This window comes from Halomarina litorea (genome assembly GCF_024227715.1).
Lineage (GTDB): Archaea > Halobacteriota > Halobacteria > Halobacteriales > Haloarculaceae > Halomarina > Halomarina litorea.
The window spans coordinates 175,059-198,132 of record NZ_CP100449.1 but is presented as its reverse complement, the minus strand read 5'-3'; the positions used below and the strand labels follow the sequence as shown (position 1 = coordinate 198,132).

At 68.9% G+C, this 23,074-nt stretch carries 21 protein-coding genes; 12 read left to right on the top strand and 9 right to left on the bottom strand.

The features are described from left to right. Positions 1 to 24: 24 nt before the first annotated feature. The 4 genes from NKG96_RS18125 to surE form a co-directional block, all read right to left on the bottom strand. Positions 25 to 1,491, bottom strand: coding sequence for an APC family permease (locus NKG96_RS18125; RefSeq protein WP_254538187.1), 1,467 nt, complete (start codon positions 1,489 to 1,491; stop codon positions 25 to 27). Further along, positions 1,488 to 1,739 carry a hypothetical protein gene (locus NKG96_RS18120; protein WP_254538186.1) on the bottom strand — a complete coding sequence of 84 codons (252 nt, stop codon included), beginning with the start codon at positions 1,737 to 1,739 and terminating at the stop codon, positions 1,488 to 1,490. The genes NKG96_RS18125 and NKG96_RS18120 overlap by 4 nt, the downstream gene beginning before the upstream one ends. A 76-nt stretch (positions 1,740 to 1,815) precedes the next feature. After that, complete coding sequence (locus tag NKG96_RS18115; RefSeq protein WP_254538185.1) at positions 1,816 to 2,760, bottom strand: ferritin family protein; 945 nt, start codon at positions 2,758 to 2,760, stop codon at positions 1,816 to 1,818. A 64-nt stretch (positions 2,761 to 2,824) separates the two neighbouring features. Further along, the gene (gene surE / locus NKG96_RS18110) at positions 2,825 to 3,763 is read right to left on the bottom strand and encodes a 5'/3'-nucleotidase SurE (RefSeq protein WP_254538184.1); all 939 of its coding nucleotides are present in this window, start codon (positions 3,761 to 3,763) and stop codon (positions 2,825 to 2,827) included. A 24-nt stretch (positions 3,764 to 3,787) separates the two neighbouring features. Here surE and NKG96_RS18105 point away from each other — a divergent pair, with 24 nt between their 5' ends. The 3 genes from NKG96_RS18105 (at position 3,788) to NKG96_RS18095 (ending at position 8,093) form a co-directional block, all read left to right on the top strand. Further along, positions 3,788 to 5,365, top strand: a complete 1,578-nt coding sequence (locus tag NKG96_RS18105; protein WP_254538183.1) for a class I adenylate-forming enzyme family protein — start codon at positions 3,788 to 3,790, stop codon at positions 5,363 to 5,365. 66 nt (positions 5,366 to 5,431) lie between these two features. Next, positions 5,432 to 7,090, top strand: a complete 1,659-nt coding sequence (locus NKG96_RS18100; protein WP_254538182.1) for an acetate--CoA ligase — start codon at positions 5,432 to 5,434, stop codon at positions 7,088 to 7,090. A 55-nt stretch (positions 7,091 to 7,145) separates the two neighbouring features. After that, entirely contained in the window at positions 7,146 to 8,093 is a 948-nt protein-coding gene (locus tag NKG96_RS18095; protein WP_254538181.1) for a D-2-hydroxyacid dehydrogenase, read from the top strand. On the opposite strand, the gene NKG96_RS18090 is transcribed toward NKG96_RS18095, so the two are convergent. Then, on the bottom strand, positions 8,094 to 9,119 hold the full coding sequence (locus NKG96_RS18090; protein WP_254538180.1) for an MBL fold metallo-hydrolase: 1,026 nt from the start codon (positions 9,117 to 9,119) through the stop codon (positions 8,094 to 8,096). It lies immediately after the preceding gene. A gap of 113 nt (positions 9,120 to 9,232) precedes the next feature. On the opposite strand from NKG96_RS18090, the gene NKG96_RS18085 reads away from it, so the two are divergent. After that, positions 9,233 to 10,450 carry an LLM class flavin-dependent oxidoreductase gene (locus tag NKG96_RS18085; RefSeq protein WP_254538179.1) on the top strand — a complete coding sequence of 406 codons (1,218 nt, stop codon included), beginning with the start codon at positions 9,233 to 9,235 and terminating at the stop codon, positions 10,448 to 10,450. A gap of 28 nt (positions 10,451 to 10,478) precedes the next feature. On the opposite strand, the gene NKG96_RS18080 is transcribed toward NKG96_RS18085, so the two are convergent. Next, complete coding sequence (locus NKG96_RS18080; RefSeq protein ID WP_254538568.1) at positions 10,479 to 11,675, bottom strand: acyl-CoA dehydrogenase family protein; 1,197 nt, start codon at positions 11,673 to 11,675, stop codon at positions 10,479 to 10,481. A gap of 176 nt (positions 11,676 to 11,851) precedes the next feature. Between NKG96_RS18080 and NKG96_RS18075 the strand changes: the two genes are divergently transcribed. Genes NKG96_RS18075 through NKG96_RS18060 form a run of 4 tightly spaced genes read left to right on the top strand, consistent with a single transcriptional unit; the run spans position 11,852 to position 16,331 of the window. Then, positions 11,852 to 13,360: an ABC transporter substrate-binding protein gene (locus NKG96_RS18075; protein ID WP_254538567.1), complete on the top strand. Its 1,509-nt coding sequence runs from the start codon at positions 11,852 to 11,854 to the stop codon at positions 13,358 to 13,360. Between the two features lie 36 nt (positions 13,361 to 13,396). Beyond that, positions 13,397 to 14,344, top strand: coding sequence for a carbohydrate ABC transporter permease (locus NKG96_RS18070; protein WP_254538565.1), 948 nt, complete (start codon positions 13,397 to 13,399; stop codon positions 14,342 to 14,344). Beyond that, complete coding sequence (locus NKG96_RS18065; RefSeq protein WP_254538562.1) at positions 14,344 to 15,225, top strand: carbohydrate ABC transporter permease; 882 nt, start codon at positions 14,344 to 14,346, stop codon at positions 15,223 to 15,225. Before NKG96_RS18070 ends, NKG96_RS18065 begins: the two co-directional genes overlap by 1 nt. Further along, entirely contained in the window at positions 15,222 to 16,331 is a 1,110-nt protein-coding gene (locus tag NKG96_RS18060) for an ABC transporter ATP-binding protein (RefSeq protein ID WP_254538561.1), read from the top strand. The genes NKG96_RS18065 and NKG96_RS18060 overlap by 4 nt, the downstream gene beginning before the upstream one ends. Before the next feature lie 46 nt (positions 16,332 to 16,377). On the opposite strand, the gene NKG96_RS18055 is transcribed toward NKG96_RS18060, so the two are convergent. Then, on the bottom strand, positions 16,378 to 16,908 hold the full coding sequence (locus NKG96_RS18055; protein ID WP_254538559.1) for an RDD family protein: 531 nt from the start codon (positions 16,906 to 16,908) through the stop codon (positions 16,378 to 16,380). Positions 16,909 to 16,987: 79 nt separating this feature from the next. Here NKG96_RS18055 and NKG96_RS18050 point away from each other — a divergent pair, with 79 nt between their 5' ends. The 4 genes from NKG96_RS18050 to rdfA all read left to right on the top strand — a co-directional run bounded on the left by NKG96_RS18050 (position 16,988) and on the right by rdfA (position 20,308). Continuing rightward, the gene (locus NKG96_RS18050; RefSeq protein WP_254538558.1) at positions 16,988 to 17,239 is read left to right on the top strand and encodes a hypothetical protein; all 252 of its coding nucleotides are present in this window, start codon (positions 16,988 to 16,990) and stop codon (positions 17,237 to 17,239) included. A 72-nt stretch (positions 17,240 to 17,311) separates the two neighbouring features. Next, positions 17,312 to 18,580, top strand: coding sequence for an MFS transporter (locus NKG96_RS18045; RefSeq protein WP_254538556.1), 1,269 nt, complete (start codon positions 17,312 to 17,314; stop codon positions 18,578 to 18,580). Between the two features lie 106 nt (positions 18,581 to 18,686). Next, entirely contained in the window at positions 18,687 to 19,460 is a 774-nt protein-coding gene (locus NKG96_RS18040; protein ID WP_254538554.1) for an IclR family transcriptional regulator, read from the top strand. Between the two features lie 254 nt (positions 19,461 to 19,714). Continuing rightward, complete coding sequence (gene rdfA, locus NKG96_RS18035) at positions 19,715 to 20,308, top strand: rod-determining factor RdfA (protein ID WP_254538553.1); 594 nt, start codon at positions 19,715 to 19,717, stop codon at positions 20,306 to 20,308. 73 nt (positions 20,309 to 20,381) lie between these two features. Here rdfA and NKG96_RS18030 read toward each other — a convergent pair whose 3' ends face one another. Beyond that, a complete protein-coding gene (locus NKG96_RS18030; RefSeq protein WP_254538552.1) occupies positions 20,382 to 21,263 on the bottom strand; it encodes a fumarylacetoacetate hydrolase family protein in 882 nt (293 codons plus the stop codon). A 122-nt stretch (positions 21,264 to 21,385) separates the two neighbouring features. Next, positions 21,386 to 22,660 (bottom strand): Cdc6/Cdc18 family protein, encoded by a 1,275-nt coding sequence (locus tag NKG96_RS18025; RefSeq protein ID WP_254538551.1) that lies wholly within the window; start codon positions 22,658 to 22,660, stop codon positions 21,386 to 21,388. Between the last annotated feature and the right edge of the window lie 414 nt (positions 22,661 to 23,074).

The window sequence follows — 23,074 nt, the reverse complement described above, 5'->3', positions numbered from 1 at the left end:
GCCCGTCTTCGCGATAGGCACTCCTCAGGCGTCCGACTCGCGCCCGTCGGCCGGTCGGTCCGCACGGGCGACTCCCTCGTGGTCGGCGAGCGTCGTCATCCGACGGTACATGGCGACGCGGTCGACCCCCCGGAGTCGGTGTCGGTAGTAGGCGTACCCGAGCAGGAACCAGCCGACGAGGACGACGCCCACCGTCGGCAGGCGGACAAGCGTGACGACCCAGAACGCCCCCGTCGCGAGGGCGCCGCCCAGCACCGCGAGCGGGAGGCCCCGGTCGCGGCGGAGGCGGAACGGGGCCGCCGCGTAGTGGGCGGGGAACTCGCGGGGGAGGTTCCAGAGGCCGACGGCGCTGAAGAAGTACGCTGTGAGGCTCGCCAGCCCGATGAACGCCGAGAGACCGACCACGTCGTCCGCGAGGGGGACCAGCAGGAAGGGCGGGCCGCCGAGGACCAGCACCGCGACCCACGGCGTGTCGAAGCGGGGGTGGATGCGCGAGACGGACTCGGGGAGGATGCCGTCGCGCCCGGCGCGCATGACGGTGCGCGAGGCGACGAGCACGGAGGTGTTGACGCTCGTGACGACGGCGAACAGCGCCCCCGCCGCGACGAGCGAGACGCCCCACGGCGGGAGGAACCGGCGTGCCGCGAGCGCCACGTCCGCCGGGTGGCCGAGTTCTCGCCACGGGACGACGCCGACGAGCACCGCGATGAGCGCGACGTAACAGACGGCGACGACGACGATGCCGATGCCGAGTGCGAGCGGGATGGTCCGACCGGGGTCGTCTATCTCCTCGCCGAGTTCCGTCAGCAGGCCGAACCCGAGAAACGGATAGAACAGGGCGACTGCGGCGACGCCGAACGCGCCCGCGTCGGGGAGAACGGGGGTGTAGTTCGCGGGGTCGACGGCCGTCGCGCCGGGGACGACGAACGCGAGGAGGGCGAGGGCGAGGCCCGCGACGAACAGCGCCTGCGCCTGCACGACGAGGCGCAGGCCGACGACGTTGAGGGCGACGACGCCCGCCAAGAGGACGTACATCAGCACGATTGCGGGCACGTCCACGAAGAAGCGGGCGTACTCGGCGAACCCCGTCGCGGTGACGAGCAACGTCGCCCAGACGACCAGCGGGAGCGTCCACGGGACGAGGAAGCCCCAGAACGGGGCGGTGAGCCGCGAGATGTAGACGTAGAGGCCGCCCGCGACGGGGACCGCAGAGCCGAGCAGGGCGTTGTAGAGCACGACGAACCCCGCCGGTATCGCCGCAAGCACCGCCGCGAGGACGACTGCCGGACCCGCGCCGAGGCCCTCCCCGCCCGCGAGTGGGCCGGAGAGGACGTAGATGGGCACCGAGACGGCGTTCCCGACGAGGAGGACGAGGACCGCGGGGAGCCCCACCCGGTCGGTGAGTCGGCCGTCAGTCCCGTCGTCACTCCCCCCGTCGCTCGTGCCGTGACCCCCGTCCCCACCTCCGGCCGGCCCGGCCGGGGGACTCATCGCTCGACGTCCCGGTCTCCACGATGGCGCGCGAGCAGTCGCGCCCGGTACCACCGACCGGCGGCGAACCCGCAGAGGGCACCGACGAGGGGACCAAGGGCGACGAACGCCGGGGCCACGAGGAGCGGGAGGGCGATGCCGAGACCCATCCCCGCGACCAGCCCTCCCTCGGGGTACTGGGCAGCCGCGACGCGACACTCCACGTCGTCCATCTCCCCCGGTACGTCCCGGTAGCGTCCGATAGCCATGGTATGGACAACCATGACGTGTCGCTTATAGCTTTCGCCGAGCTGTCAGGAACTGTCGGGGGTCGCCGCCGGACGTTCAGTCCGCGCTGATGTCCCGTCCGCCCTCGACGTGAACGAGGTCCTCGACGGGCGGCAGGTCCGCCTCGCTGTCCGTGATTATCTCGATGCGCCGCTGGAGTTTCTCGCTCGCGTACTCCACGAGTTGCGTGGTGTCGCCCTCCGCCTCGGGGTTGTCGACGGTGCCGGCGACCAGCGGGAGGAGTTCGCCGAGGGTACCCTGGACGATCTCGGGGTCGACGCCCTCCTCGGCGATGAGTCGCTGGACCTCGTGCATCCCGAAGCCGACGTGTCGCCCCTCGTCCGAGCGCACCCGCGTGATGCCCTCGATGAGCCCTTCGAGGTGGACGGGTTCGCCCGGCGTCGGCATGTCGGCACCCGTCGGACTCCACGTCGACTGGATGCCGTAGTAGCCCGTCTGGGCGAGGACGCTCTCGACGACGAGGTGGTAGTGACAGAACGCCCGTGCCAGCGCCTCGGGGCTGTCGTCCTCCAGTAACGCGTACATCGCCGCCTCGGTGCGGTCGAACAGTTCGACGTACGGGTCGGGGAAGTAGCGGTCGTCGGTCGGTGCGGTCACCTCGAAGCCGCAGGCCTCCGCGACGGGGTCGACGACCTCCCGCCAGTAGCGGTCGAAGAACTGCGTGTGCTTCGCCTCCTCGTAGAGCTGCGAGGTGAGAAACAGCTGCTTGTCGACGTCGTCGAGCGCGATGGCCATCGGGGCGAGGTCCTCGGTCACCGCCTCCTCGCCCGCGCCGAACAGCGCGAGCGTCCGCCGGAGTCCGTCGAACTGTGCTTCCGTCTGCTCGCGGGCGACGAGTCGCTCACGGTCCTGTTCGAGCAGTTCCTGTGGGATGTCCTCGATGGGGTCCCAGTGGCGGTACACGGCGTTGCGGAAGTAGCCGTTGGCGAAGGAGTCGGGGTCGAGTCGGTGGGTCCTGGAGGTGTCGCTGTAGCGGTTCATCGGTGTCGGTCGTGCGTGACAGACCCACATAGTCCTGTCGGCGGTTCGACCCGTCTCCCCGGTATCAGCGGCTCTCAACGACGCCCTCGAAGAGGTCCGCGAACCCCGACAGCGTCTCGTCGTCGGGGTCGCCCCCCGGCAGGGTGAGCGGCGAGATGCTCACCCGGTCGGCCGCGATGGCCCGCCGGTCGGTCCCCGACGGGTCCGGCAGCGACTCGGCGGCCATCTGCGCCCACAGCGGGTTGTGCAGGCGGAACCGGCCGTCCTCGAACTTCGCGTCCATCTCGTAGACAGGCGTCGGCCGGGTCACGGAGACACCGTCGAGGGGGCGGTCGGGCCGGGGGACGTTCACGTTCAGGTAGTCGACCGTCTCGAACGCGTCCCCCTCGATGGCCCGCGAGACGACGCTCGTGGCGACGTCACAGGCCCGCTCGAAGTCCTCGGGGGCGCGTTCGCCCGTCATGCCGAGCGTGTCCATCGAGACGGCGACGCCGGGGACGCCCAGACTCGCGGCCTCCGTCGCGGCGCTGGCCGTCCCCGACCGGGGGAGGACGTGGACGCCGAGGTTCGCGCCGGGGTTGCACCCGGCGACGACGACGTCCGGACGCTCGAACGCCCCCGCTCCGAGGATGACGCAGTCGCAAGGCGTTCCGTGGACAGCGTACCCCAGTTCGTGTTCCTCGTGGGGGATGGTCACCGTGAACTCCTCGTCGGCGCTCAGCCCGAAGTCCCCGCCCGCCCGCGACACGTCCGGCCCCATCCGGCCGTACGAGAGGCCGCGCCCGACCGCGCTCTGGTTGGTCGCCGGGGCGACGACGGTCACGTCCCCCAGTTCACCGAGCGCCGAGGCGAGCGCGCGGAGCCCCGGCGCGTCGATGCCGTCGTCGTTCGTCAGCAGGACGTTCACTCGCTCCCCTCTCCGCTCCCGGCCCGCCTGCCGTCGTCGTCGTTCATGTGCGGCGGTGACACCCGCGAGCACAAAACCGTTCGGCACAAGGTTCATTGTCGGCTCACGGTACCACTGGTCATGCACATCGACGACACGGACCCGAGCGTCCACTCGGGGAACGTCGCTCGGCTGTTCGACGAGACGGCCCGACACCACGGCGACGCCCTCGCCATCGAGGTAGACGGCCACCGCATCACGCACGACGAACTGCAGGCTCGCACCCGGTCGTTCGCGGGGGGCCTCCGCGAGGCGGGCTTCGAGGCGGACGACGTCCTGATGGTCTACCTGCCGAACTGCCCCGAGTACCTCGTCGCCGCCATCGGCGCGTTCCGCGCTGGCGTCGTCGTCTCCCCGGTCAACCCGCAGTACAAGTCCCGCGAACTCTCCTACCAGCTAGACGACGCGGGCGTGGCGGGCGTCGTCACGCACTCCGCGCTCCGGGAGACGCTGGGAGAGGCCGTCGCCGAGGCGGACGCCGACCCGACGGTCCTCACCGTGGGCCCCGAACGCGCCGACGGCGACCTCGCGTTCGACGACGTTTCGGGCGATCCCCTGACCGTCGACCGCGAGGACGGCGACGTGGCGCTCCTGCCGTACACCTCCGGGACGACGGGCCGCCCGAAGGGGGTCCGACTGACCCACCGCAACTTCGCCGCGCAACTGCTCTCGGTCCTCGCGGGCCACGACCCCATCGACGACGAGGACGTCCGGAGCCTGCTCTACCTGCCGCTCTACCACATCACCGGCTTCACCCACGTCGCCATGCAACCGCTCGTCCGCGGCGGGTCGCTGTTCCTCCGCAACCCGACGAACTGGGACGCCGAGGCGGCCATGCGCACCATCGAGGCGGAGGGCATCAGCCACTTCGTCGGCGTCACTGCGATGTACGTCGACATGGTCAACGACGACTCGTTCGGCGAGTACGACCTGAGCAGTCTCGTCCGGGCCTCGGAGGGCGGCGCGAAGATGTCCGTCGCCGTCCAGCGCGAGTTCGAGGCGGTCGCGGGCGTGGCGATGACCGAGGGGTACGGCCTCACCGAGACGAACGGCGCGACCCACTCCCAGCAGAACTCCACGTTCGGCCTCCGACACGGCACCATCGGCCAGCCGCTCCGGATGGTCGACTGCAAAATCGTCGACCACGACGACGAGGAGGTGTCCATCGGCGAGGAGGGCGAACTGCTCGTCCGGGGCCCGCAGGTGATGGCGGGCTACCACGGCATGCCCGACGCCACCGACGAGGCGTTCACCGAGGGCGGCTACTTCCGCACCGGTGACATCGCCCGGCGGGACGTGGACAACTACTTCGAGATCGTCGACCGCAAGAAGCACATGATCGTCTCGGCGGGCTACAACATCTACCCGAGCGAGGTCGAGGAGTTCCTCCACGAACACGAGGCCGTCGCGGAGGCGGCCGTCGTGGGCGTCCCCGACGACCGGCGCAACGAGGTGCCCGTCGCCTACGTCGTCCCCCGTCCCGGCGTCGCGGTCGGCGAGGACGTGACGAGCGAGGGCCTCAAGCAGTACTGTCTGGACAGCATCGCGGAGTACAAACACCCCCGCGAGGTCTACTTCGTCGAGGAACTCCCCCGGACGGCAAGCGGGAAGATACAGAAGTTCAAACTCGTCGAGGACCACGACGAAGCCGACGACTGACGGAGCGGGCGGGAGGAGAGCCGACCGACCCCACGATTTATGCGGTGTCTTGTCAACAGGTGACGTATGACGTACGACAGCGCCTACGACGCCGTCTCCGACCTCTACGACCCGGAAGCGGGGTGGGACGACCTCGTGACCGTCGGCGACCGGACGGGACTCAACCTCGGCGAGGAGGCCCTCGGCCGCCACGGCGACTCCGACCGGACCGGCCTGCGCATCCGCGACTTCGAGTCGGGCGAGACGGAGACGTACACGTTTGCCGAACTCGACGCGGCCGCCAACAGGGTGGCGAACTATCTCGTCGGACACACCGAGCGCGGCGACCGGGTGGGGGCGATGCTCCCCGCGCGACTCGAACTGTACGCCGTCGTGTTCGGGACGCTGAAGGCGGGCCGGGTGTACGTCCCCCTCGCGCCCGTCTTCGGGCCGGACGCGCTGAACTACCGCCTCGACGACTCGGGGGCGGCGGTCCTGTTCGCCGAACGTGCCGGACTGGAAGCGTTCGACCCCGAGGCCGCCCCGTCGCTCGACCGGGTCGTCCTCGTGGGCGACGGGGAGGGGACCAGAGGCGGCGACATGGGCGGGGCGACGGTCGAACCCTATCCCGTCGTCGAGGGACACGGGGACGAGTTCGACGCCGTCGACACCCACCCCGCGGACCCCTTCACCGTCACGTACACCAGCGGGACGACCGGCCAACCGAAGGGCATCCCCTCCGCGCACCGCTCGCCGGTTCGCCTCCACTCGTACATCCGGCACGTCGTGGACCTCAGGTCGGACGACGTCTACTTCGTCGCCGCCTCGCCGGCGTGGTCCTACGGTCTCCAGATGGGGACCATCGCGGCCGGACTCGTCGGGACGGCCATCGGCTGTTACCGGGGGCGGTTCGACCCGGACGCCTTCTTCGGGACGCTCGACGACTTCGGCGTGACGAACGCGATGGTTCCCCCCACGGCGCTCAGACAGTCGCGGGGGGCGGGCGTCGACCTGCGCGAGTACGACGTCGACCTCCGGGTGCTCCTGTCGGCCGGGGAGGCGCTGGACGCCGAGACGGTCCGGTGGTGCGAGGAGGGCCTCGGCGCGCCGCCACAGGACGCCTACGGGCTGACGGAAGCGGGAATGCTCGTCTGCAACTACGCCTTCGGCGACTGGGAGGTCAGACCCGGGAGCATGGGCAAACCCATCCCCGGCCGGACCGTCGCACTACTGGACGAGGCCGGCGACCCCGTCGAACAGGGGGAAGTCGGTGAGGTGGCAGTCGAGCGCCACCCGGAGGACTCGGGCGAGTACTGGGGGCGGCCCGCCGCCAGCGCGCGGCGCTTCGGGGGTCGGTGGCTCCGGACCGGCGACCTCGCCCGCGAGGACGAGGACGGCTACTGGTGGTACGAGTCGCGGGCCGACAACGTCATCGTCTCGGCGGGCTACCGCATCGGCCCCGAGGAGGTCGAGTCGACGCTCATGAACCACGAGGCGGTCGTCGAGGCGGCAGTCGTGGGCGTCCCCGACGAGACGCGCGGCGAACGTGTTCGGGCGTACGTCACCCTCAGAGAGGGCGTCGCGGGCGACGAGGAACTCGCGGAGGAGGTCGTCGGCTTCGCCCGGCGCGAACTCTCGAAACACGAGTACCCCCGCGAGGTGCGGTTCCTCGACGAGTTGCCGAAGACGGCGACGGGGAAGATTCAGCGGGCGGTCCTCGCCGACCGCGCCGCCGCAGAGGACTGACGGCGGCCCGTCCCGACCCGGAGCGGTTATTCGCCCGCCCCGAGTGAGTCGGACCATGACCGACCACCCGACCGTCCTCCTCGCCCACCCCATCTTCGGCGACGGGACCGAACCGCTGGCCGCGGCCATCCGCGAGCGACTCCCCGACGACGTCGACCTCCGGGTCGGCCACGACGAGGCGGAGACGCACCGCCACGCGCCCGACGCCGACATCCTCGTCACGCACCGCCTCGACCCCGAACTCCGCGAGACCGCACCGGTCCGCTGGGTACAGACGCTCTCGGCGGGCGTCGACAGCTACGACCTCGACGCGTTCCGCGAGTCCGGCGTCGTCCTCACGAACGCCTCCGGAATTCACGCCCGGCCCATCGCCGACCACGTCCTCGGCGCGTTGCTCCACTTCGAGCGACGCTTCGACCGGGCCGTCGCCCAGCAACGCGACCGGGAGTGGGCGCGCTACGGCGCGGGCGAACTCGCCGACCGCACCGTCTGCGTCGTCGGCGTCGGGGCCATCGGGTCGCGCGTCTCGGAACTGTGTCTCGCCCTCGGGACGGACGTGGTGGGCGTCAAGCGCGACCCGTCGAGCGCACCCGACGGCGTCGACTGCGTCACCCCCGACGAACTCGGCGAGGCACTCGCCCGGTCCGACCGCGTCGTCCTCGCCTGTCCGCTGACCGACGAGACGCGCGGGCTGATAGGGAGGGAGGAACTCGACGCCCTCGGCGAGGACGGCGTCCTCGTCAACATCGCTCGCGGCGAGGTGGTCGACGAGGGAGCACTCACCGAGGCACTCCGCGACGACCGTCTGCGCGGTGCCGCTCTCGACGTGTTCGAGGAGGAACCGCTCCCCGAGGACTCCCTGCTGTGGGGGATGGAGAACGTCCTCGCGACGCCCCACGTCGCGGGGACGACGCCGCACTACTGGGAGCGTGCCGCGGACATCTTCGCGGAGAACTACCGGCGCTACCGGGCGGGCGAGGACCTGCGGAACCGCGTCGTCTGACTACTCCTCCCCGGCCGGGCGTACGCGGTAGCGTCGGGGGCCGTCGTCGCCCTCTGCGCCCGAGTCGACCCGTTCGACCCGTCCCCGTCGTTCCAGCGCCCCGAGGGCACCGACCGTGTCGAACAGGCGCGCGAGGTGTTCGTACTCGCCGACGCGTTCGCGGGTGAGGTCGTACGGCGAGGCGGGGCCGACCGCCCGGACCGCGTCGAGCGTCCCCGCGAGGAGGGAGTCGAGGTCGGCCCGCGAGTCGGCGAGTGCGCCCGCCGCGTCCTCGAAGACCGGGCCGTGGCCGGGGAAGACGCGGTCGAACTCTCGACCGTCGAGACGGTCGTAGCCCGCGTAGAAGTCGTCGACAGCGCCGTACGCGCCGTCGTCGAACCCGACGTTGAGGGCGGCGGCGCGGAACGTCGCCACGAGGGCGTCGCCCGAGAACAACAGGTCCTCGCCACCGACGCCGACCGCGAAACTGGCGTGGTCGGCCTGGTGTCCCGGCGTGTGGACGGGGTCGAACGCGAGGCCGCCCGCCTCGAACGACTCGCCGAACGCGAAGGCGTGGTCGATGCCGTCCGGGTCGAGCAGTCGGCGGTTGCGCCGAAGGGAGTCCAGCGCCCGGTCGATCTGGTCGGGGATCTCCCCGTCCGGGAGGCCGACACCGCGACAGACCCGTTCGACGGCGGCGGCGAGGTCGTCCGGGTCGCGGCGGAGTCGCTCGCGGGTGGGACGGGCGGCGACGACGCGCGCACCCGCCTCTCGGAGCGTGGGCACCTGTCCGAGGTGGTCCGAGTGGGGGTGCGTGAGGACGACGTGGCCCACGTCCGCGGGGTCGTAGCCGTACTCCGCCAGCCCATCACGGAGTTCCGCCTCGCCCTCGTCTCCGGGGACGCCGGCGTCGACGAGGACCGGGTCGTCGGTGGCGACGAGGTAGGCGGCGGCCGTCCACGGCGGCCACTCGAGACCGAACTCGAGGCGGTGAATCGGCACGGGGGACGTCGAGAGGTCCGTCCCGCGGCCGGTCTGACAGTCCATGACGGGTGGGTGCGGGCGACGGACATAAATCGTGGTATCGTGGCACGTTCTCGTGTCAACCAGAAGCTAGTGTTAAGTGCTACCGCCATTCACACTCCAGTCGTGAGTCACCCGTGAAGTTCGGCGTCTTCTACGAACACCAGTTGCCCCGCCCGTGGGACGACGGCGACGAACACCGCCTCTACCACGACGCCCTCGACCAGGTCGAACTGGCCGACGACCTCGGCATCGACTACGCCTGGGAGGTCGAACACCACTTCCTGGAGGAGTACAGCCACTCCTCGGCCCCCGAGGTGTTCCTCGCCGCCGCCGCACAGCGGACCGAGGACATCCGCCTCGGGCACGGCATCAAACTGATGCCGCCCGCGTACAACCACCCGGCGCGCGTCGCCGAGGCCGTCGCCACCCTCGACATCGTCTCCGACGGGCGCGTCGAGTGGGGGACCGGTGAGTCCGCCTCCCGGACGGAGCTAGAGGGGTTCGGCGTCCCTCCCGAGGAGAAAGGCGCGATGTGGGCGGAGTGCACCGAGCAGACCGCCCACATGCTCGACATGGAGCCGTACCCGGGGTACGACGGCCAGTACGTCCAGATGCCGGCGCGCAACGTCGTCCCCAAGCCGGTCCAGCGCCCCCACCCCCCGCTGTGGATGGCCTGTTCGAGTCGCGAGACCATCGAGGAGGCCGCCCGCAACGGGGTGGGCGCGCTCTGTTTCACCTTCGCCGACCCGGAGGAAGCCGAGTCGTGGGTCGACACCTACTACGAGACGTTCGAGGAGGAGTGCGTCCCCGTGGGCCGGGCGGTCAACCCCAACGTCGCGATGGTGACCGGATTCTCCTGTCACCCGGACCGAGAGGTGGCGCGCGAGCGGGGTGCCGAGGGGTTCGCCTTCTTCCAGTTCGCGCTAGCACACTACTACTTCGAGGGCGTCCACGAACCCGGCGAGACGGACATCTGGCAGGCGTTCCAGGACGCGGGCGGCGTCGACGCCTTCGAGGAGTCCATCATCGGGAGCGCCATCGACACGCCCGATGGCATCCGCGAGCACCTCCGCGGGTTCGAGGAGGCGGGCGTCGACCAGGTCATCTTCATCCAGCAGGGCGGGAAGAACCGCCACGAGCACATCTGCGAGTCGCTCGAACTGTTCGCCGAGCGGGTGATGCCCGAGTTCCACGACCGGGAACCGGCGCGACTGGAGCGCAAGCGCGAGCGACTCGCACCCGCGGTCGAGGCGGCGATGGACCGCAAGCAGTTCCCCGAACCGCCGGGCGACGGCGACCGGACACACGTACCTGCCTACCCCCTCGACGCGGAGGGCGAGGCCGGCGACTGAACGCGACCCCGACGGGACCGGAACCGGGTCAGACGAGTTCGCGGGCGATGGTCCGGCGCTGAATCTCGTCGGTCCCCTCGAAGATGCGGAGGACGCGCGCAGAGCGGTACTCCCGTTCGATGGGCGTGTCCTTCATGAACCCGGCCCCGCCGTACACCTGCATGGCGACGTCGGCGGCGCGGTTGGCGAGTTCCGAGCCCCTGAGCTTCGCCATCGACTCCTCCTTGCGGGCGCGTTCGCCCTCCTGAATCTTCCAAGCGGCGTAGCGGTAGAGCTGACGCACCTGCTCGATGTCCGTCGCGAGGTCCGCAAGCTGGAAGGAGACGCCCTGCCGGTGGCCGATGGGCTTGCCGAACGTCTCGCGGTCGCGGGCGTACTCCACGGCGAGGTCCAGCAGGAACTGCGAGGTCCCGACGGCGTTCGCGGCGATCTTGATGCGCCCGCCGCCGATCCAGTTCATCGCCGTCTGGAACGCCTGGTCGACCTCGCCGAGGACGCGGTCCTCGCCGATCCGGCAGTCGTCGAAGCGGAGTTCCGCCTGCCCGCCGGGGGTCAGCCCCATCGTCCGGTGGACCTTCTCGACGTGGTAGCCCGGGTTGTCGCTCTCGACGAGGAAACAGGTGATGCCCTCGTAGTCGCCCTTCTCGCCCGAGGTGCGGGCGAACACCATCGCGAAGTCGGCGTACGGCCCGTTCGTTATCCAGTACTTGTTGCCGTTGATCACCCACTCGTCACCCTCCTTCTCGGCGGTTGCGTCCATGTAGTGAGGGTCGCTCCCGTGGTCGGGTTCCGTCAGCGCGAAACAGGTCGTCACCTCGCCGGCTATGAGGGGTTCGAGGAACTTCGCTCGCTGGTCCTCGTCGCAGGCGAGGAGGACGGGCGTCGGCCCGCCCGCCCCGCCCATGATAGCGCTGTGGAACCCCGGCGGCCGGTTGGCGAGGTGTTCGGTCACGATGGCGTCGGTGAGCAGGTCCACCCCCCCGCCGCCCACCTTCTCGGGCATCCCCATGCCCCAGAAACCCGCCTCGACGGACTTCTCGCGGATGGTCTCGACGATATCTCGATACTCGGGGACCTGGTAGTGGTCCTCGTCGACGATGTGGCGCTGGTAGTCCTCGCCGAGGAACTCGGGGTGCTCGCTCTCCAGGGGTTCGACCTCCCGCTCGACGAAGTCGTCGAGCGCCTTCTGTATCTGGACGGCCTCCGAGGGGACGCTGAAGTCCATGGCACATGGTATCAAACATTACACATAAGGGTTGGGGTCACGGTGTCGAGCCATCCCGGTGCGAACCGGTGCAGTTCGACCGAAGGCGGCCGATATCGCCCGGTTCCGAAACGACAATGGGGATGAGACCAACCCGGATACTTATTACCCCGTAGTCGTACCGTGTTGTGTAGACAATGGTTAACAACGACCACGAGAGTAGTGAGCACGATGAGTTCGGCGACCTCGACGGCGACTGGTCAGTGACGCGGCGTCACGCCCTCGCCCTCGCGAGCGCGAGTGCAGCGGGCCTCGCGGGCTGTCTCGGCGGTGGGGGCGGGAACGACAGCGGCGGTGGTGGGAACGGGGACGGGAACGGGAGTGGTGGCGGGCCGGGCGGCGCGGCCGTCCACGTCATTACCGACTACAACAACGAGGCCTGGCAACAGAAGTGGGAGGAGAGCCTGGTTCCCGCCTTCCAGGAGGAAACCGACTGGAAGGTAGAGATGGAGTACTCCGGGTTCTCCGGGAACCAGGAGAGTCGCCTGGCGAACCTCATCCAGGCGGGCGATCCGCCGGCGATCAACTCCTCGACCTTCGAGCAGGTCGGCGACATCTGGGCCTCCGGCGGACTCAGGGACATCGGAGACGCGGTCGCCGCCGCACAGGAGAACAGTGGAACGCTCATCTCACAGCCCTATCACAACGGAGAGTCCTACTGGGAGATGCCACACGGTGCTTACACGGGGACGTTCATCTATCGCCAGGACGTCTACGACGAACTCGGCCTGTCGGTTCCGACATCCTTTCAGGGCGTCCTCGAGAACGCCAAGGCCATCGACGAAGCCGATATGGGGATCCGCGGGTACGGCCTCGCCGGGCAGAAGACCGGGAAGGCCCAAGACGAGTTCCAGACGTACCTCGCGAACATGGGCGTCCAGGAACTCCGATTCAAGGACCGCACGAAACAGGAGGAAGTCGAGGTGTGGTTCCCCGAGGAGGAGATCGTCACGCTGCTCCAGTACTTCAAGGACCTCTCGCAGTACTCGCCGGACCCGACCGGCATCGGCTGGGGGTCGTCGCTGCGCAACTGGGTCGGCGGACAGTTCGCCCAGCAGTACCACCTCAACATCTGGCCCGCTGGCGTCGCCGCCGGGGCGAACGACGAGGTTGCGAAGAACACGGCCGTCGCTCCGATGCCCCTCTGGGAGGAGGGCGGCATCACCAAGGAGGACTCCTACCTCTCGAACCCGACGCCCGACGGCCACCACGTCTTTTCGAACTCGGACAACCCCGAGGGGGGCGCGGCGTTCCTCAGGTGGCTCTACGCCGAGGACGGGGAACGCGCGGCACGAATGTACGAGACGGAGCCGACGCGCTTCCTTCCCATCTACAGCGACATCATCGAGACGGACACGTTCACCGGCTACGACTACTGGCAGCAGTACCCGCGCCAGCTGAAGATGCTCGAGAAGGTCCAGAACGAGATCGTCGCCGAGTACTACGACAACATCGAGGGGGCGTCGGTGCTGGCGAACAGCCCCATCGGCGTCTACTACTACCGCTTTTTCTTCCAGGCGGAGATGGTCAACCAGGTCGTCACCGACACGCTCTCGCCGCAGAAAGCCTACGAGCAGGGACTCCAGCGGGCGAACGAGATCGTCGGGGAGGCGCGCGAGCGGATGTCGGACCGACTGGACAACTGATGATGACACCGAACGACACAACAGGGAGGGGAGGACGTGGCGGGTGAGACCATCGAGCGGGAGGACACCCGCCGGATCGGCTCGCTACTGGACAGAGCGCCGGTCGACGCGGAGACGCTCATCGGCATCGGGACCATCCTCCCGGTTATCCTGCTGTACCTCATTATCTCCATCATCCCGGTCGGCTTCGCCGTCTGGGCGTCGCTCCACGAGATTCCCCTGCTGAACCCCAACTGGACGTACATCGGCCTCTCGAACTACGCGGAGGTGCTCCGAATCGACCGGTTCTGGGCGTCGCTGTGGCGCGGGGTCGTCTTCATGGTGGGCTCGACACTGCTCCAGCTGGTCGTCGGGCTCTGGATCGCGCTGACGCTCAACCAGATCAAGGTCGCCCAGAAGCTGATGACTGCGGTCGTGTTCTCCGCGTACCTCATCCCGACCATCGTCGTCGCCCTCGGTGGCCTGTTCATGTTCGACACCTTCGTCGGCGTACTCCACCAGATCGGCAGCGAGACCCTGGGGCTGTGGGGGGAGAACACCTTCGCGCTCGGCACCCACCAGTGGGCGATGCCGCTGGTGGTCCTCATCGGGAGCTGGAAGTTCTCCATCTTCATCACCATCTTCGCGCTCGCCCAGCTTCGTGCCATCCCGATGCGGTTCTACGAGGCAGCGAAGATCTGTGGCGCAAATCGCTGGGAGATGTTCCGTGATATCACGCTCCCGCGCATCCAGGGGGTCATCCTCGTCGCGGTCCTGCTCCGTTCCATCTTCATGTTCAACAAGTTCGACCTCATCTGGATCCTCACGAACGGGGGTCCGGGCTACGCGACGACGACGCTGCCCGTGCTGGCCTACCGGGAGGCCTTCGAGGCCGCCAACTACGGGCTGGCCAACGCCATCGCAGTCGTGATGTTCGTCTTCCTGGCGCTCGGTGGCGTCGCCTACTTCAAGGTGTTCAACCCCAGTGACGAGGTGGAGACCTGATGGGAACCAAGACAGAGAGCGACCGGAGCGGAACGTTCGGCCTCGACTTCCGGACGGAGGACAAGTTGTACCGTGTCGCGCTCGGCATGAGCGCGTTCATCTTCTTCGTCTTCATCGTCTTCCCCATCTACTGGGTGTTCCAGAGCTCGCTGAAGACGCGCAACGCCATCCAGACCGGAGGCATCACGTGGTTCCCGTCGTCCGAGGGGTTCACGCTGTCGAACTACGAGGTGCTGTTCAACAGCGACGTCGGCCTCTACCTCCTCAACAGCGTCATCGTGACGCTCGGGACCGTCCTCTCGGTCATCGTCATCTCGCTGGTGGCGGGCTACGGCCTCGCGCGCATCCAGTTCAACCACAAGGCGAACTTCGCCCGGTTTCTCCTGTTCGGGTATATGTTCAGCCCCATCGTGCTCGGCCTGCCGCTGTACCTCATCTGGCAGGACCTGGGCCTGCTGAACACCCGGATCGGACTGATCATCGCGCTGACGGCTATCTCGATGCCGTTCTCGGTGTGGCTGATGTGGAAGTACATCCAGACCATCCCGCGGGCGATGGAGGAGTCGGCGTGGGTCGCCGGCGCGTCGCGCTGGCGGACGTTCCGCGACGTCGTCGTCCCGCAGACCCAGCCGGCGATGATCGCGGCAGCACTGTTCGCGTTCGCGCTGGCGTGGAGCGACTTCACGTTCGCGCGTATCCTGCTGCCCCAGAACTCCGCGACGACGTTCGCACCCGGTATCCTCCGGCTCATCAACCAGTCGTACAGCTTCGCCTGGAGCGACATGATGGCGGCGTCGATGCTGATGACGATTCCGCCGCTGCTGTTCGCGTACTTCCTCCAGAGCTATCTGCTGAAAGGCTTCCAGATCCGTTCACTATGAAAGTTCACCTCGAAAACCTACGACGTGTGTTCGGCGACGGTGACGGCAAGACCGTCGCCGTCGACGGTATCGACCTGACCATCGACGACGGGGAGTTCGTCACGCTCGTCGGCCCCTCGGGCTGCGGGAAGACGACGACGCTGCGCTGTGTGGCGGGCCTCGACACGCCCACGGGCGGGGCCATCCGCTTCGGCGACCGCGACGTGACGGACCTCCCGCCCCAGCAACGCGACATCGCGCTGCTGTTCCAGGACATCGCGCTGTACCCCCACATGAGCGTCCGCGAGAACATGGCCTACGGGCTGAAGATCGCGGGCGTTCCGAAGAAAGAACGCTACCGGAAGGTCGAGGACGCCGCCGACCTGCTCCAGATCTCGAACCAGCTCGACAAGAGCCCGGTCGACCTCTCGGGAGGCCAACAGCAGCGCGTCGCCCTCGGGCGGTCGCTGGTTCGGGACCCCTCCGTCTTCCTGTTCGACGAACCGATGAGTGACCTCGACGCCAAACTGAAGCGCGAACTTCGGCCCGTCGTCCAGCAGGTGACCGAACGCATCGGCTGCCCGACGCTGTACGTCACCCACGACCAGGAGGAGGCGATGACGATGTCCGACCGCGTCGCGGTGATGAACGACGGGGAACTCGAACAGGTCGGCCCCCCGAAGAAGGTGTACGACAACCCGGCGACGGAGTTCGTCGGGTCGTTCATCGGCCAGCCGACCACCCAGTTCTTCGACGGTCGGCTCGAAAGGACGGACGACGGCGTCACGCTCCACATCGGCGAGTACGAGTACCCACTGGGGCGGGGCGCGGAGCGCCTCGACGGCTACGTCGGTCAGTCGGTCCGCGTCGGCATCCGCCCTCAGCACCTCGACGCCGAACGGCGGATCGACGGACATATCCCGGCGACCCACCTCCTCGACGAGCCGCTCGGGGACGCCACGCACAGCTTCTTCGATACGGAGTTCGGCGAGGTGACCGTCGTCACCCACCCGGACTTCGAGGGCGACCGCGAGGAACACGGCATCGTCGTCGACCCCTCGCAGGTGATGCTGTTCGACCCCGAGTCGGGCGTCCAGATCGGGACCGCACCGGCGGTACGGGCCTGACAAACCCACGCGCGTCTTTTTCACTGCTCGCGACGCTCGACGGCGCTCAACGAGTGCGGACCACGACCGTCCCCGCGAGTCGGTCGCCGAGGCGCTGGCCCGACACCGACCACAGCGCGCTGACCGTCCCGACGAGGAGGGGGGGAACGCCCACCCCGTCGACGTACCGCAGGAGGTTCCGGACGGCACTGGCGCGCAGCGACGGCGGGCGGCCGTCCGTCGTCGCGGTCGTCAGGTCACGCCAGACCTTCCCCGGGGTGCGAGCGTAGCGCCACTCGAAGGCGAACGAGTAGGTGACGTAGATCGGCGCGAGCAGGACGACCGACAACAGCGGGACGCCGGGCACGTCGAGGAACCTCCCTCCGGAGAGGGTGTCGACGAGGGAGAGGAGGGGCGCCTCGACGAGGACGAAACAGACGAGCAGGTCAGCGAGCGCGGCGAACCACCGGTCGTACAGGACCGCCCGCTCGCCGGCTGTGTCGAGCGCAGGGGTGGGCGGCTGACTCGTCGGGTAGAGGTCGAGTACCCGGCTCAGCGCCGACCGCGCCCGTCCAGCGCTCCCTGGCCTCTGAACCATACCCGGGGGTCGGAGCGCGCCGACCAAAAGGTTGCCTCGCGCTGGACTTTTATGTCCCGCTTCCCCTGGTAGATGATGTATGTCACAGGACTCGGCCACCATCGGCGACCACGACGAGTACGATTACCCGGACCACCTCGACCGACACCCGGCCGTGCGGGTCGTCGCCTCGCGCTGGAAGCACGCGGTGGTCGCCGTCGTCCTCGCAGTGACCGCCTGGGCGCTCTACAACGTCGCCGGAGGTTGGTCGCTCGACGCGACCGTCTTCGCGATCGCGACGGCCGCATTCGTCGGCTACAGCACCGTCACGCTCCGGACCGACCTGGAGTAACGTGGACCACGGGTACTCCTCCCACCTCGGCGTCGCGCCGCCGACCGGGTCGGCCCCGTCAGGTGTCAGCCGGTGAGCGACGGCTACGACGTCAGGAAGGTCTCGCTGGCGGTCGTCGCGGGCGTGTTCTTCGGCGGCATCGCGACCGGCGTCGCCTTCCCGACGCTCCCCCTCCTCGACGACCTGCTCGGCATCAGCGCCGTCATGCTCGGCCTGATCCTCTCGGCCAACCGCTTCGCCCGCCTCCCGATGAACGCCCCTGCAGGGACCATCATCGACCGGGTGGGGTCGCGCCGCCCGATGATCGTCGGCCTGTTCGTACAGGGACTGGCCCCCTTCGGCTACCTCGCGGGCCTGCGCGTCCCGTCGGGGACGGCCGCCGACCTGCCGCTGGTCGGGCCCGTCTCGAACGCCGCCGTCGTCTTCCTCCTCGCGCGGGCGATGTGGGGCGTCGGGAGCGCGTTCGTCTTCATCGGCGCGTTCGCCACCGTCACCCACGTCACCGACCGGTCGAACCGCGGGAAGTGGCTCGGGTACATGCGTGGCGGCCAGTCGCTCGGCTTCCCGACGGGCCTCGTCGTCGGCGGCCTCGTCTCGGACCTCCTCTCGGTGGAGGCCGCGTTCCTCCTCGCGGGCGTCCTCGCGGGCGTCGCGGGCGTCGTCGGCTACCTCGTCTTGCCCGACGTCAGGCCGGAGACCGACCGGCGGACCCGCCTGCGCGACGTCCCCCAGATGGTCCGCGACGAACCGCGCGTCGTCCCCATCGGCGTCGGGAACATGACCCTCCGGTTCATCTTCGGCGGCGTCCTCCTCGCCACGGTGGCGAAGTACGCCGAGTCGACCGGCGTGTCGGTGTCCGCCCTCGACGCCGCCGGCATCAGCGGACTCGTCCTCGGCGTGGGCGTCGTCGCCGCCAGCGGGGCGACCGTCGTCACCGGCCGGGTGTCGGACGGCCTCGACAACCGGGCCGTCCTCCTCCTGCCGACGTTCGTCGCCATCGCGACGGGACTGACCGTCCTCGCCGGGGTCCCCACGCTCTCCGGACTGTTCGTCGGGGCGGCGCTCATCGGGGCGGGGACGGGCGGGGCCGGCCCCGTCCTCATGGCGACCCTCGGGGACATCACGCCCGGCGACGAGGTCGGACGGATGGGCGGCGTCTACAACGTCATGGGCGACGTGGGCCTGAGCCTCGGCCCGGTGCTCGCCGTCCCCATGGTCGACGGCTGGTTCGGCTTCGCCACGACCTACGCCCTCTGTGCCGCCGCCGTCGTCTGTACGCTCCTCGTCTCCGTCGTCCCCCTCGTCCGACAGGGCCGGACCGCCCTCCCGACCACCCCGTGACCGGCCCGCGACCGTTCCCGACGCGTGCCGTCTCCGGAGGACGAACCCACAGAACGTTCGTCATCGTAGAACAACAGTTAACTACCGTCGTTCGGTACCACCACCCATGACAGTGCAGGACGGGCGGGACCGTCGCCTCGGGTCGGTCGTCCGCGTTTTCGACATCGTCGAACACCTCCGGGCGGTCGAGTGCGACGGCGTGACGAACATCGCCGAGTCGGTGGGTGCGGCCAAGAGCACCGTCCACGCCCACCTCGCGACGCTCGAGTCGAAGGGCTACGTCGTCCGCGAGGGCGAGGAGTACCGTCTCGGCATCCGGTTTCTCACCCTCGGCGAACACGTCAGGGCGGCCGAACCGCTGGCGCAGGCCGCCCGGCGGCCGGTCGAGGACCTCGCCGAGGAGACGGGCGAACACGTCGTCGCGATGACCATCCAGCATGGACTCGGCACCGTCGTCCACGTCGGCGAGGGCGACCGGTCGGTCCCCAGCGACATCACCGTCGGCACGCCGGTGTACCTCCACTGCTCGGCCGGCGGGAAGGCCGTCCTTGCGACGTACCCGCGGGACCGGGTCGACGGCGTCGTCGACCGCTGGGGCCTCCCCGCGTTCACGGACGCGACCATCACCGACCGCGAGTCCCTCCACGAGGAACTCGCCGACGTCCGGGAGTCCGGCGTCGCCACGAACCGCGAGGAGTACCTCGACGGCGTCGTCGCACTCGGGACGGCCGTCCACGCCCCCGACGGGACCGTTGAGGGAGCTATCACGCTCTCCGGGCCCGCCCGTCGGCTCTTCGGGTGCGGACGCGAGGCGGACCTGCGGGACAGCCTCCTCGCGAGCGCCAACGCCATCGAGGTGAACCTCATGTTCCATTCCTGAGCGTTCGACGAACCCGAACGAGACGTCCGAGGAGTCGTAGCGGTGCCCGTCGCCTCGCTCCCCGTCACGTCCCACCCACCGGCCCGACTTCCCTGTCGTTCGGCCGCCCCGTCCGTTCGGCTCTGGCGAACGGTATCCCCGTCGTGCGGTTCGTCCGTGAGTGACGTCCTCCGTGCAGTCAGCAAGTCATATACCGTCTCGGCCCCTGGCACAGGTAATGAACGACCGGAGTGAACAGCCCACGACGAGTGGCGATGAGTAAGGTCGCCCGACTCATCGACGACTACGAACTGACGGGGATGGGTGCCGACTTAGAGGCGCGCTGGACCGACGAGGAGGGCGACCGGATGAGCCTCCGCGAACTGGCCGACTACTTCAACCGTCGCCTGCTGGCGGCGGCGATGGAGGACGCCCGGATGCGACCCGTCGACGGCGAGGTCGAGAACACCTACCGCCTCCTGACGGCGAAGGACGTCGACGCCGGCAACCGGACGACGGCCCGCCGACGACTGGAGCGCGAGGGCGTCGACGTGGAGTCGCTCGACCACGACTTCGTCTCCCACCAGGCGGTGTACACCTACCTGACGGGCGAACGCGGCGTCGAGAGCCCCGAACGCGGCGGCGACCCGCTGGAGTCCTCTCGCGAGACGCTCCAGAAACTCCAGAGCCGGACCGTCGCCGTCACCGAGAACACCCTCGAACGACTCAAGCGCGCCGACTACATGGGCGCGGGCGACTACGACGTCCTCGTCGACATCCGCGTCGTCGACCGGGACACCGGCCGACAGGAGGACGTCCTCTCCCTGCTCGACCAGTTCGACGAGGGTGAGGCCTCCTCGTCCGACTGAGCGCACGTGACAACGGTAGTGGTGTCACGACGACGTGCACGAGGAGCGCCGGGGGCGGGCGAACTGCCGCCGCTCAGCGGTGTCTGCAGTCGCTGGTGAGTTCGCCGATACCCTCGACGCCGACCGTCACGCGGTCCCCGTCGTCGAGGTGAATCGGCGGGTCGCGGAACGCGCCGACGCCCGGGGGCGTGCCCGTGAACACGAGGTCGCCCGGCGAGAGCGTGAACGCGCGCGAGCAGAACGCGACGAGTTCGGCGACGCCGAACACGAGGTGCTCCGTCGAGGAGTCCTGCAGTCGCTCGCCGTTCACGTCCGTCCAGATGTCGAGTCCCTCCGGGTCGGCCACCTCGTCGCTGGTGACGAGTTCGGGACCAGTAGGCGCGAACGTGTCGAGGCTCTTGCCCCGGACCCACTGGCCGTCGTCGAACTGCAGGTCGCGCGCCGAGACGTCGTTACCGACCGTGTAGCCGGCGACGTGGTCCATCGCGTGGTCCTCGCTCACCTCACGGGCACGGTCGCCCACGACGGCGACCAGTTCCGCTTCGAAGTCCACCTCGTCGGTGAGGTCCGGGTCCCACGCGATGTCGTCGTCCGGGCCCACGACCGACGTGGGAAACTTCGAGAAGAGGACCGGTTCCTCCGGCGGGTCCTCGTCTGTCTCCTCGACGTGGTCCGCGTAGTTCAACCCGACGCAGACGACCTTCTCCGGGGCACCGACCGGCGCGTGCCGGTCGAGTTCGTCGTGGTCGTAGCGTCCCACGCCCGTCTCGAGGGCGGAGTCGACCGCGAGTCCCGCCTTCTCCTGCCAGCGCCACTCTCCGAGCAACGCGCGGGTCGAGCGTGGCAGGTCGATGCCGACGGCCGCGCCGGCGGACCGCAGGTCGACGACCGATTCTTCCCGCCGAACGCCGACCCACGGCGCCTCGTCGCCGTGTGAATATCTCCCGATTCGCATGGCAAGGGGTTGTGAGAGCGGTCACAAATAGCTGTGCGTGGCGGCCGACGCTGCCAGTCGGCCGTCGGGGTCGTCCTCCCGTCGTCGGGGAATCGTACCGGGGACCGTCCCGCTCGGACACCCTACCGGAGGTCGCTCAGCCTGCTGTCCCGGAGGACGGACTTCAGGACGACGTCGGTGTCCTTGACGAGGCGGTGTTCGAGGTAGCTGCCCTGCCCGCGCCCACCGCCGGTGCGACGGGACTCGACGACGCCGAGGAACGCCTGCTCCTTGAGGAGTTCGTAGACGCGGTGCTCGCCGAGGACGTTCGCGCCGAGGGTGTCGCAGGTGTCGCGGTAGCGCTCGTAGATGCGACTCGTCGAGAACTCCTCGCCGTCGGAGGCCTCGGTGAGCGTCGCGAGCGCGTAGAGGATGAACTTCACTTGCGTCGTCGATCCGCGGAGCAGTTCCTCGAAGCGGTCGATCTCAGCCCACTCCTGTGCGTCGCGGACGTGGTCTTCCGTGACGTGTTCGTCGCCCCGGCGCTCCGCGAGTTCCCCGGCGTGGCGGAGAATCTCGATGGCTTTGCGCGCGTCGCCGTGTTCCTGTGCGGCGAACCCCGCCGTGAGCGGGATGACCTCCTCGGTGAGGACGCCGTCGCGGAAGGCGTCGCGCCGGTGGTGCATGATGTCGCGCAACTGGTCGGCGTCGTACGGCTGGAAGACGAACTCCTCCTCGCGGAGACTCGACTTGACGCGCTCGTTGAGGCGGTCGCGGTACTCGATCTTGTTGCTGATGGCGATGACCCCGAGGTGGCACTCGGCCTTCCCAGACTCGCGGGCGCGCGAGAGCTGCATCAGAACGTCGTCGTCGCTCAGGCGGTCCACCTCGTCCAGGATGACCACGACCGCGTCGTACCGTTTGTCGAGTATCTCCCAGAGGTAGTCGTAGTACTCCCCGCTCCCGATGCCGGCGCGCGGGATGGAGAGGCCGGTGACCTCCTCGTCGTTGAGCGTCCGGGTGATGGTGCGTGCGACGCGGGTCTGCGTGTTGTGCTGTGCGCAGTCGACGTACACCGTCCCCGCGGCGACGTTGTTCGCGACGGCGGCCCGCCGGGCGCGCTCGGTGACGTGGCGCGCGACGAGCGACTTCCCCGTCCCGGTCTTCCCGTAGATGACGACGTTGTTCGGCGGATCGTTCTGGACGATGGGGCGGAGTTCTGCGGCGACCGACTCGATCTCCCCGTCTCGACCGACGATGCGAGTGCTCTCCGGGACGTGTCCGACCTTCAGGAGTTCCTTGCGTTCGAAGACGCCCAGTCGGCCCCGCCCCTCGTCCTCGGCGGCGAACAGGGGGTCCTCGGACGGGTCGTCGTACGCCCCGTCGAAGTCCGAGAGCCGCGTGGGTTCGTCTGCCATAGTCACTCGCGGAACGCCTCCCACATATATCTGTCCCTCCCCGTCCAGAGTGTATCTACACGGTATTCACCGCGTTCGGACGACCTCCGACCGGACAGGTCGAATCCCTGACCGACCGCGAACAGAGTGTATTCGGCGGGCTGACTGCTCGTACTGCCGGTTCCCCACACCCCTCGTCCAGAGTGTATCGAGTGACAGGAGGTGGACCGTCGGGGGTCCGAGACGGAGGGAACACACACCCCTCGTCCAGAGTGTAAACCGCGCGGGAGGGAGAGGGTGTCGAGGAGCGTCCCGATAATGTGTCCGTTCGTGTGCGATGTCGGCACACGTTCTGTTCGTCTGTCGAACGCTGTTCACTCGTCAGACGCGCGTCCGACACCCCCGGCACAGAGTGTATCCGTCCGAATATCGGCC

What these genes read in the sequence shown, in the direction of transcription:
- NKG96_RS18125 (WP_254538187.1), bottom strand. Translation starts at nt 1,491, where the DNA reads ATGAGTCCCCCGGCCGGGCCGGCCGGAGGTGGGGACGGGGGTCACGGC.
- NKG96_RS18120 (WP_254538186.1), bottom strand. Translation starts at nt 1,739, where the DNA reads ATGGCTATCGGACGCTACCGGGACGTACCGGGGGAGATGGACGACGTG.
- NKG96_RS18115 (WP_254538185.1), bottom strand. Translation starts at nt 2,760, where the DNA reads ATGAACCGCTACAGCGACACCTCCAGGACCCACCGACTCGACCCCGAC.
- surE (WP_254538184.1), bottom strand. Translation starts at nt 3,763, where the DNA reads ATGAACCTTGTGCCGAACGGTTTTGTGCTCGCGGGTGTCACCGCCGCA.
- NKG96_RS18105 (WP_254538183.1), top strand. Translation starts at nt 3,788, where the DNA reads ATGCACATCGACGACACGGACCCGAGCGTCCACTCGGGGAACGTCGCT.
- NKG96_RS18100 (WP_254538182.1), top strand. Translation starts at nt 5,432, where the DNA reads ATGACGTACGACAGCGCCTACGACGCCGTCTCCGACCTCTACGACCCG.
- NKG96_RS18095 (WP_254538181.1), top strand. Translation starts at nt 7,146, where the DNA reads ATGACCGACCACCCGACCGTCCTCCTCGCCCACCCCATCTTCGGCGAC.
- NKG96_RS18090 (WP_254538180.1), bottom strand. Translation starts at nt 9,119, where the DNA reads ATGGACTGTCAGACCGGCCGCGGGACGGACCTCTCGACGTCCCCCGTG.
- NKG96_RS18080 (WP_254538568.1), bottom strand. Translation starts at nt 11,675, where the DNA reads ATGGACTTCAGCGTCCCCTCGGAGGCCGTCCAGATACAGAAGGCGCTC.
- NKG96_RS18075 (WP_254538567.1), top strand. Translation starts at nt 11,852, where the DNA reads ATGGTTAACAACGACCACGAGAGTAGTGAGCACGATGAGTTCGGCGAC.
- NKG96_RS18065 (WP_254538562.1), top strand. Translation starts at nt 14,344, where the DNA reads ATGGGAACCAAGACAGAGAGCGACCGGAGCGGAACGTTCGGCCTCGAC.
- NKG96_RS18060 (WP_254538561.1), top strand. Translation starts at nt 15,222, where the DNA reads ATGAAAGTTCACCTCGAAAACCTACGACGTGTGTTCGGCGACGGTGAC.
- NKG96_RS18055 (WP_254538559.1), bottom strand. Translation starts at nt 16,908, where the DNA reads ATGGTTCAGAGGCCAGGGAGCGCTGGACGGGCGCGGTCGGCGCTGAGC.
- NKG96_RS18050 (WP_254538558.1), top strand. Translation starts at nt 16,988, where the DNA reads ATGTCACAGGACTCGGCCACCATCGGCGACCACGACGAGTACGATTAC.
- NKG96_RS18040 (WP_254538554.1), top strand. Translation starts at nt 18,687, where the DNA reads ATGACAGTGCAGGACGGGCGGGACCGTCGCCTCGGGTCGGTCGTCCGC.
- rdfA (WP_254538553.1), top strand. Translation starts at nt 19,715, where the DNA reads ATGAGTAAGGTCGCCCGACTCATCGACGACTACGAACTGACGGGGATG.
- NKG96_RS18030 (WP_254538552.1), bottom strand. Translation starts at nt 21,263, where the DNA reads ATGCGAATCGGGAGATATTCACACGGCGACGAGGCGCCGTGGGTCGGC.
- NKG96_RS18025 (WP_254538551.1), bottom strand. Translation starts at nt 22,660, where the DNA reads ATGGCAGACGAACCCACGCGGCTCTCGGACTTCGACGGGGCGTACGAC.